The sequence below is a fragment of the Pseudarthrobacter sp. NPDC058329 genome (genome assembly GCF_042879835.1).
Lineage (GTDB): Bacteria > Actinomycetota > Actinomycetes > Actinomycetales > Micrococcaceae > Arthrobacter.
The window spans coordinates 112,408-121,022 of the sequence record NZ_JBHVZR010000014.1 but is presented as its reverse complement, the minus strand read 5'-3'; the positions used below and the strand labels follow the sequence as shown (position 1 = coordinate 121,022).

The 8,615-nt window shown below is 66.0% G+C and carries 5 protein-coding genes and 1 tRNA gene; 1 reads left to right on the top strand and 5 read right to left on the bottom strand.

What is annotated here, in order from left to right; all coding sequences use genetic code 11:
• Positions 1-351 precede the first annotated feature (351 nt).
• Positions 352-441: transfer RNA gene (locus tag ACFVYC_RS16990), tRNA-Ser, on the top strand.
• Between the two features lie 58 nt (positions 442-499).
• On the opposite strand, the gene ACFVYC_RS16985 is transcribed toward ACFVYC_RS16990, so the two are convergent.
• The 5 genes from ACFVYC_RS16985 to uxaC form a co-directional block, all read right to left on the bottom strand.
• Entirely contained in the window at positions 500-2,767 is a 2,268-nt protein-coding gene (locus tag ACFVYC_RS16985; protein ID WP_387552436.1) for a gluconokinase, GntK/IdnK-type, read from the bottom strand.
• Positions 2,768-2,808: 41 nt separating this feature from the next.
• Positions 2,809-4,038 carry a D-mannonate dehydratase ManD gene (gene manD, locus ACFVYC_RS16980; protein ID WP_387552424.1) on the bottom strand — a complete coding sequence of 410 codons (1,230 nt, stop codon included), beginning with the start codon at positions 4,036-4,038 and terminating at the stop codon, positions 2,809-2,811.
• Between the two features lie 56 nt (positions 4,039-4,094).
• The gene (gene uidB, locus ACFVYC_RS16975; protein ID WP_387552422.1) at positions 4,095-5,528 is read right to left on the bottom strand and encodes a glucuronide transporter; all 1,434 of its coding nucleotides are present in this window, start codon (positions 5,526-5,528) and stop codon (positions 4,095-4,097) included.
• A gap of 224 nt (positions 5,529-5,752) precedes the next feature.
• Positions 5,753-7,177 carry a mannitol dehydrogenase family protein gene (locus ACFVYC_RS16970; RefSeq protein ID WP_387552420.1) on the bottom strand — a complete coding sequence of 475 codons (1,425 nt, stop codon included), beginning with the start codon at positions 7,175-7,177 and terminating at the stop codon, positions 5,753-5,755.
• Positions 7,174-8,598, bottom strand: a complete 1,425-nt coding sequence (uxaC, locus tag ACFVYC_RS16965) for a glucuronate isomerase (protein ID WP_387552418.1) — start codon at positions 8,596-8,598, stop codon at positions 7,174-7,176. The genes ACFVYC_RS16970 and uxaC overlap by 4 nt, the downstream gene beginning before the upstream one ends.
• Between the last annotated feature and the right edge of the window lie 17 nt (positions 8,599-8,615).

Here is an 8,615-nt window from a genome sequence, read left to right as displayed (position 1 = left end):
GCCTCCGAAAACGGCTCCGCACCACACCCGTCCACCTCGGCAGTGAGCACGGCAAGAGCAGCATTGATGTCCTCAAACGCCTTCGCCACCGCCGCTTTCCCCATGTACCAATCATCGTCAGGGGGTCTGACAAAACAGGTCCAATGGACATGTCCATGGGAAAATTCTTCAAACTTTTGGCGCTTCCCTGAAACCGGGGAAAACGCCCAGCCCGCGGGGAAGTAACGATCCGCTCCGCAACCCTGACCGCCCAAAAGAGAACCGCACGAAACACTGAAGCACACACCTCAGGCCGCAACGGTCCGGCCCGTTTTGGGGATGGGCGCCTCGCTCCGGTACCCTATTGAGGTTGGTGACGTGTCCGAGCGGCCGAAGGTGCAACACTCGAAATGTTGTTTGGTGTAAAAGCCAACGTGGGTTCAAATCCCACCGTCACCGCCAATCGAAAGGCCCCGCTTCCCTCAAGGGAAGCGGGGCCTTTCGCGCTGGTCAGCAGCGCCTAGAGCCGGGTGTCGAACGAATCGCAGAAAACGTTCTCGTTGAACGTGCCCTGGAACGCGGACTTGCCCTGGATCTTGTTGATGGTGGCCCTGATGGCTTCCCGGGATCCTGCGTGGGCATGAATCGCGGTCTTCACCATGGGGACGTCGATCAGGTGGTTGGGCTGGTTGAGCGAGACAAACACCGTGGGCACCTCGGTGGCGTACCACGGGATCTCCGCGGCCATCGCCGAAGACCACTTGATCCGGATCGCAGCTTCCTGGGCGAAGCCCTTGACATTGGCGAACACAAACGCTGCATCATACTTGTCCGGGTAGTCGCCGGTGGCTTCCTCGGCCAGGACCCGCATGAAGTTCATGCCGGTCTCCCCCGCTGCCTCCCGCTGCTCCGCAGTCTTGAAGACGTGCACGTCGAAACCGGCGGCTTCCAGCTCTTCCTTGACCGTATCCAGGTAAGCCAAGGGGTCGGCCCGGGTGAAGTCGGCCCCGCCGGAAATCCCGTACAGGCGGATTCGGGGATGCGTCTGCGGCGTAATGGGCAGGTTGTTCGCGGTGTCCTTGACGAGAGTCACGGTCTTGTCCGCGATCTCCGCTGCAATGGCACGGTGCGCCTCGCCGCCGATCACGGCCAGGGCTTCCGCAGGCGGCACCAGCTCCGTGACGGGCTTCCGGTGCAGTCCCAGGGAAGCCTTCAGTCCCAGGATCCGGCGCAGCGCATCGTGCAGCCGCCGTTCGGTGATGACACCGGACTTGTACCCGTCCAGCATGTACCCGAAGTCCTCCGCCGGGTTCCGGAAGAACAGGAACATGTCGCAGCCTGCCGCGATAGTCGCCGGCACCAGGTCCTTGCGCTTCATCGCCTGGGTGAGGCCCACCATCAGCGAGGCATCCGTCAGGACCAGACCGTTGAAGCCGAGTTCCCCGCGGAGCAGGTCCTGCAGCAGCTCGGGTGCGAGCGTCGCGGGCAGGATGTCCTTGTCCGCCAGGCCGGGCCGGAAGTGCCGGGACAGCCCCGGCGCGCCGATGTGCCCCACCATGATGGACTGCACGCCGTGCCCGATCAGTTCCCGGTATACGTGCCCGTAGGTCCGGTTCCACTCCTCATAACTGAAGGTGTTGTAGGAGGTGACAACGTGCTGGTCCCGTTCGTCCACACCGTCGCCGGGGAAGTGCTTCATGGCGCAGGCAGTGGGTGATTCACTGATGCCGTCGAAGTACTCCTTGGCCCGCTCCACCACAACGCCGGGGGTGTTGCCGAAGGCGCGGGTGGAGATGACCGTGTTCCGCCAGTTGTAGTGGATGTCCACTATCGGGGCGAACGCCCAGTTGCAGCCCAGCGCGGCGGTTTCCACGCCGGCCACCTGTCCCATCTGCCGGGCGATGGCCTTGTCCGGGTGCGAGCCGGCCTGCAGGTGCGTGGACACAAATGTTCCGTCGTCGCAGCTTCCGGCTCCCCCCATTTCCGGGTTGGAGGCCACCAGCAGCGGGATGCGGGTCTTGGACTGGGCGTAACGGATGTGCTCCTGCACCTCTGCCGAGGGCCCCGGCCGGTACCGCATGCCGCCGACGTGGAAGTTCTCCAGCACACCGTCGAGGTACTCCGGGGAGTAGTCGTTGTTGTGGTTGATAAACAGCTGGCCGATCTTCTCCTCAAGGCTCATGCCGGCAAGGGTCGATTCCACCCAGGCGACGGCGTCGTCGTCGAGATTGAAAGGCGCGGCTTGAAGGTCGACGTCGAACTGCCGGGGCGGAGTGCCGCTGGCACCCTCGGTGCCACGCGCGTCGGAGGGTCCGACAGCGGTGATCCCGGCAAGTGCCTCGCGCACCACCTGCTGGACGGGGGCGGCGATGTCCACGACGACTCCGGCTTCATCCGCCTGCAGCGGTTCCAGGGTGGCGAGCTGGGACACCAGCAGCGCCGGCGGCATGAAGTGGCCCGAACGCCCTTCCAGGCGCTGGCTGAGGACTTCTTTGCTGCCGTGCAGGTGCAGGAAGACCGTGTCAGGGGCCTGGGCCCGGATGGCGTCCCGGTAGCTGCGGCGCAGCGCGGAGCACGCCAGGACCAGCCCGCCGTCACCCGCTTTGGCCAACTCGGCGCCGACGGTGGCGAGCCACGGCCAGCGGTCCTCGTCGGTCAGGGGCGCGCCTGCCGCCATTTTGGCGACGTTCTCTACGGGGTGGAGGGAATCGCCGTCGAGGAACGGTACACCAAGCTCGCGGGCAACAAGGTCGCCGATGGTGGTCTTGCCGCAGCCGGACACCCCCATCACAATGACGCGGAGCTTGGGCTGGGTGGTGTTGGGAGTGCTCACCAGTCGTGGACCGTTCCGTCGATGAGGCGATTGTAGGGCAGGTAGGCCTGCTGGTACGGGTAGGCTGCTGCGGCTTCTTCGTTGAATTCGACGCCGATGCCGGGCTTGTCGCCGGGGTGCAGGTAGCCGTCCTTGAAGGTCATGGACTGCTCGAAGACCTCGTTGGTCTTGTCCGAGTGCTGCATGTATTCCTGGATGCCGTAGTTGTGAATCGCCAGGCCCACGTGCAGCTGCGCGGCGAAACCGACCGGGGAAATGTCCGTGGGGCCGTGGAAACCGGACTTGATCTGGTACTGCGCCGCGAAGTCCATCACCTTCTTCAACGGCGAAATCCCCCCGAAGTGCGTGGACGCCGCCCGGACGTAGTCGATCAGCTGTTCCTTGATCAGGGTCTGGTAGTCGTACACGGTGTTGAAGATTTCACCGATGGCCAGCGGGGTGGTGGTGTGCTGGCGGACCAGGCGCAGGCCCTCCTGGTTTTCGGCCGGGGTGCAGTCCTCAAGCCAGAACAGGTCGTACGGTTCCAGGGCCTTGCCCAGCTTTGCGGCCTGGATCGGGGTCATCCGGTGGTGCCCGTCGTGCAGCAGCGGGATTTCCGGGCCGAATTCGTTCCGGACCGCTTCGAACACGGTGGGCAGGTGGCGGAGGTACGCGCGGGTGTCCCAGTCCTCCTCCACCGGGAACGCGCCGCGGCCGGCGGGTTCGTAATCGTAGCGTTCGCCGGAGGCCTGCGCCTGGGCCGCCACACCGTACACCGCCTTGATGCCCGGAACCGCGGTCTGGATCCGGATGGACTTGTACCCGAGTTCAAGGTGCTCCCGCACGGAATCGAACAGGGAGGGGATGTCCGCGCCTGAGGCGTGGCCGTAGGCGCGGAGCCCGGTGCGGGATGCCCCGCCGAGGAGCTGGTACACCGGCATGCCCGCCATCTTGCCCTTGATGTCCCACAACGCCATGTCGACCGCCGCGATGGCCGCCATGGTCACCGGGCCGCGGCGCCAGTACGAGGAGCGGTAGAGGAACTGCCAGGTGTCCTCGATCCGGTGCGGGTCCTTCCCGATCAGCAGCTGCGCAACGTGCTCCTTGAGATACGCGGCGACGGCGAGCTCACGGCCGTTTAGGGTGGCGTCGCCAATCCCCGTCACACCGTCCTCGGTGGTGATCCGGAGGGTGACGAAGTTCCGGGAGGGACTGGTGACGAAGACGTCGGCGGCAATGATTTTCACAGCAGATCCTTTCAGGGGCTGAGCTGGAGGCTTGAGTTACGGGCGGTTGGAGGGGCTTAGTTGGAGGCTGAGGGCGCGGCGGCGCTGGCGGCGGATCCCCCGGCCAGGCCGGTGGTGCTGCCGCTGTTGCCGCTGCCAGTTGGGCCGGCGCCGGTTTCGCTGCTGGTGTGGCGGGCCCGGATCTCTGCGAGGATCTCCGCATGCACGGCATCGGTGAGCTTGTACTTGGTCATCACCAGCAGGGCCAGGAGGGCAAGGACGGCCGGAATGGCGCCGGCGGCAAACTGGATTCCAAAGACGGCGTCGGCGCTCTGGATTGCCCCGGACTTGTAGCCGCCCAGGGCGAGGGCATAGGCGGCGAGGGCGCCGCCCACGGCCTGGCCGGTTTTGCGGGTGAAGGAAAACAGGGCGTAGGTGATCCCCTCGGTGCGGACGCCGGTCTTCCATTCGCCGTATTCCACGGTGTCAGCTTCCAGCGCCCACACCACGATGTTGACGGCCATAACGCCCACCAGGCTGACCAGGAGGCCGCCGAAACCGATCCACGTCTGGCTGGCGGGGGCCAGGAAGACGATGATGCCGCCGATGACCGTGACCACGGAGGCGTAGATGTAGACGTTCTTTTTGCCGACCGCGCGCACCAGTCGGGGCATGATGGCAGCCAGGACGAAGGTCAGGACCAGCTGGATGATGGACAGGACCGGGTAGAGATCCAGGCGGCCGAGGACGTCACGCAGGTAGTACAGCTGGACCGAGGTGAGGGCGAGGTATCCGGACAGGAAGAGGAACGAGCTCAGGCACAGCATCAGCAGCGGCTTGTTGCCCTTGAGCGTGTCCAGGCTCTGCTTGAGGGTCACGTTCGGCACGGCCCGGTGGACCCGCTCCTTCGCGGTGAAGACGGTAAAGAAGTAGAGGGCAGCGCCGATGACCACAAACACGAGCGTGATGGTGGTGAAGGTCGACTGCAGGTCCGCTCCCGGCTTGATCAGCGGCGCAACAAAGATGCCCAGCGACGAACCTACGAGGGCGGCGCCCACCATCCGGGCAGATCCCAGCTTGGCCCGTTCGCCCGGGTCCTGGGTCATGGCACCGGCGAGCGAGCCGTACGGGATGTTGACGAGGCTGTAGGCAAGGCCCAGCGCCGCATAGGTTACGTAGGCATAGAGCAGGGTGCCGGACTCGCCAAGCTGCGGCACCGAGAACGTTGCAACGCTCAGCAGGAGCAGCGGGATGGAACCGAACATAATGAACGGCCGGAACTTGCCTAACCGCTTGCTGAAGGTCCGGTCCACCACGCGGCCGGCGAAAACGTCGGCAAAGGCGTCAAAGATCCGGACCGCCAGGAGCAGGGTTCCGGCGGCGGCGGCGGAAATGCCGGCAACGTCCGTGTAGTAGACCAACAGGAACATGGTGGCCGTGGTGAAGGCCAGGTTGTTTGCGGCATCGCCGGCCCCATAGCCGGCGATGCTCATCTTGCTCAGCTTTTTCATAATGCGGGCTCCTTTACCCGGGTGCCGCCCCTCAGGCTGGCGGAAAGTTGGGGGGAAGTTGGCGGTTGCAGCAGCGCTGCCAGCCGGATACCTGCGGGGCGTATGTTGTAATCCTAATCACGTGGCAAACAAATGGCAAGCGGTTGCCAAAACATTTGTTGAAAGTTCAGCAAAAAAGCTGACCGGCGCCTGCGGGCAGGAGCCGGGCAGCTTTCCGCGGGGTCCTACGAAGTGGCTGCTGCTTCGGCGAAGGCACCGGAAAGCGCCGACACCAGGTCCACTACCCCTGCGTCCGTGGCCAATGCCGGATCAACCAACTCCATCAGCGCGCGGGTGCGCTGGGTGCCGCTCAGCGTGTTGGCCGCGGCAACCCCCTCGGCAAGTGGATCGTGGATGGCGGCGCCAGAAGCCGTGAAGTCCATCCAGGCAGCGATCATCAGCGCCGCTGCCGCTCCGGACCGGCCGGCTGCCCGTTCTGCCTGCAACACCGGGACGGCGCGCATGCGGAGTTTGGTGCTGCCGTCCATCGCGATCTGCGCCAGGTGGTGCGCAATGCGGGCGTTACCGAAGCGCGCCAGGAGGGCTGCCCGGTAGTCGTCGAGCTGCAGGCCGTCCGCGGGAAGGTGGGCCTCCGCTTCGTCCCAGAACTTCCCGATGGCCTGCAGGCATACCGGGTCCGCCAAAGCTTCCGCAACGGTGGAATGGCCGCGCAGCTGGCCCCCGTAAGCGAGCAGGGAGTGAGCGCCATTGAGCAGCCATAGCTTGCGGTTTTCGTACGGCTCGATGTCGGCCACGAAAACCGCACCCGCATCCTCCCATCGGGGGCGTCCGGCAGGGAAGTCCCCGCTCAGCACCCAGTTGTGGAACGGCTCGGCCACCACGGGAGAGTTGTCGAGGTAACCGCACGCGTCCTGCACGGCGGCGACATCGGCCTCGGTGGTCCGGGGTGTGATGCGGTCCACGGAAGTGCTGACAAAGCTGATGTGCTCATCAATCCAGGCCGCCAGCGCCGGGTCCCAGGCGGCAGCCATGCCCACCACCGCGTGGTGGGCTACGGTTCCGTTGTTGGACAGATTGTCGCAGCAGACGACGGCGAGTGGTCCGGCTCCGGCAGCCCGGCGCGCGGCAAGTGCCAGGACCAGGCGGCCCAGCGGCGTCGTCGGATTCCCGCGGCCTGACGTGAGCTGCGCAAGGTCGGCCGCGACGTCCGGCGAGGCTGCGGCCAGCCGGCCATCGGGACCAAGCCCGTAAGCGGCCTCGGTGATGGTGAGCGTGACGATCGCGGTGGTGCCGGCCGCCAACAGCCCGCACAGCCGCTCAACGTCAGCCCCATCCACCGCTTCCGCGATGCTCCCGACGACGGCGAACGAGTCGCAGCAGTCCGCCCGCTCAACCACCGTGAACAGTCCGTCCTGCGCCTCAAGGGCCGCGGCGGCGTCGGGCCGGCGGCCGGTAAAGGCGGCAATCCCCCACTCGCCTGCGTCGGACGCCTGCTGCGTGTACCAGGCCTGATGGGACCGGTGAAAAGCCCCCAGTCCGAGATGGACGATGCGGACGGGCGCTTTGGGGAGCGGGTAGGTTTCCCGGTTCAGGCGGGGAAGCCGCCCGGCCGGGAGAACAGCCGCCGGGCGATCCAGTCCGGCGCTCACAGCTTGAAGACCCGTCGGGGTGAACCGTCCACAATGTCCACGATGAGTTCGTGGGCGCGGTCCTCGCTGACGCGGTGCTCGGCCACCAGCCGGGCCAGGAAGGAGGCCTCGATGCGGCGGGAGGCGTCGTGCCGTGCCGGGATGGAGCAGAAGGCGCGGGTGTCATCGATAAAGCCAGAGGAGCGTGAGAAGCCTGCGGTCTCGGTGACAGCGGAGCGGAAGCGCAGCATGGCGTCCGGGGCGTCCAGGAACCACCATGGCGCACCGAGGTAGACGGACGGATAGAAGCCGGCCAGCGGCGCAAGTTCCCGGGAGAACACCGTCTCGTCCAGGGTGAAGAGGACCAGGTGGAAGTCCGCGGCCGTGCCGAAGTCCTGCAGGACCGGGCGGATGGCCTCGGTGTAGTTGATGGCGAACGGGATATCGTGGCCGCTGTCCGCGCCGAAGGTGTTGAAGGTGGGTTCGTGGTGGTTGCGGTAGGAACCCGGGTGGATGGTCATCACCAGGCCGTCCTCCACCGACATCCGCGCCATCTGGTACATCATGTGCGCCTCGAAGTCGTCGCGGTCCTGCGCGGTGGCCTGCCCGGAGCGGGCCCGGTCAAACAGGCGGGCGGCGTCGGCCGCGTCCAGCTTCAGCGTCGCCGGGGTAAGGACGCCATGGTCCGCCGAGACAGCACCGTGTTCCAGGAAATAACGACGCCGGTTTTCCAGCGCGGTGACGTAGGCACCGTAGCCCGTGCCGCCGTCGCCCGCTGCCGCGATCAGGCGGTCCACGTTCTCAGCCCAGGCCGGGTGCGCAATGTTGAGGTATGCGTCCGGGCGGAAGGTGGGCAGGACACGGCCATGGAACGTGGGGTCCTCCGCAATGGCGCGGTGGCTGGCGAGGGTGTCCAGCGGATCGTCCGTGGTGGCCAGCACTTCGATATTGAAGTCCTTGAAGAGTTCCCGGGGGCGGAAGCCGGGCTCCTGCAGCTTCGCTGAGATGGCGTCGTAGCTGGCGTCCGGGTCCTCCGCGGTGGGCTCCTGCCGGAGTCCAAAGACGCTCTGGAACTGGTTGCGCAGCCAGTAGCCGGAAGCGGTGCCTTCGAAGAGCGGCCAGGCTTTGCAGAACTCCCGCCACACGGTCCGGGACTCCGGCGCAGCGGAAGGGTCGCCCTTCGCGCCGGACTGGGGACGCAGCAGGTTGTGGTCAACTCCGCTGGCATGGATCAGCCGGGTGACGTAGTGGTCCGGACTGACCAGCAGCGCTGCCGGGTCCGGGAAGGGCGTGTTTTCTTCGATGACGGCGGCGTCAACGTGGCCGTGCGGGGAAATGATGGGGAGGTCCTGGACGCGCTGCAGGAGGTCCTGCGCAATGCGGCGGGTTCCGGGGTCGGCGGGCAGGAGCCTGTCAGGGTGGGCGGCAATCGACTGTGACATACGTCAATAATCCGGCC

Excerpts from the sequence above, each read along its gene's own strand:
- uxaC (WP_387552418.1), bottom strand. The coding sequence starts at position 8,598 with ATGTCACAGTCGATTGCCGCCCACCCTGACAGGCTCCTGCCCGCCGAC.
- ACFVYC_RS16985 (WP_387552436.1), bottom strand. The coding sequence starts at position 2,767 with ATGGGGGTGTCCGGCTGCGGCAAGACCACCATCGGCGACCTTGTTGCC.
- uidB (WP_387552422.1), bottom strand. The coding sequence starts at position 5,528 with ATGAAAAAGCTGAGCAAGATGAGCATCGCCGGCTATGGGGCCGGCGAT.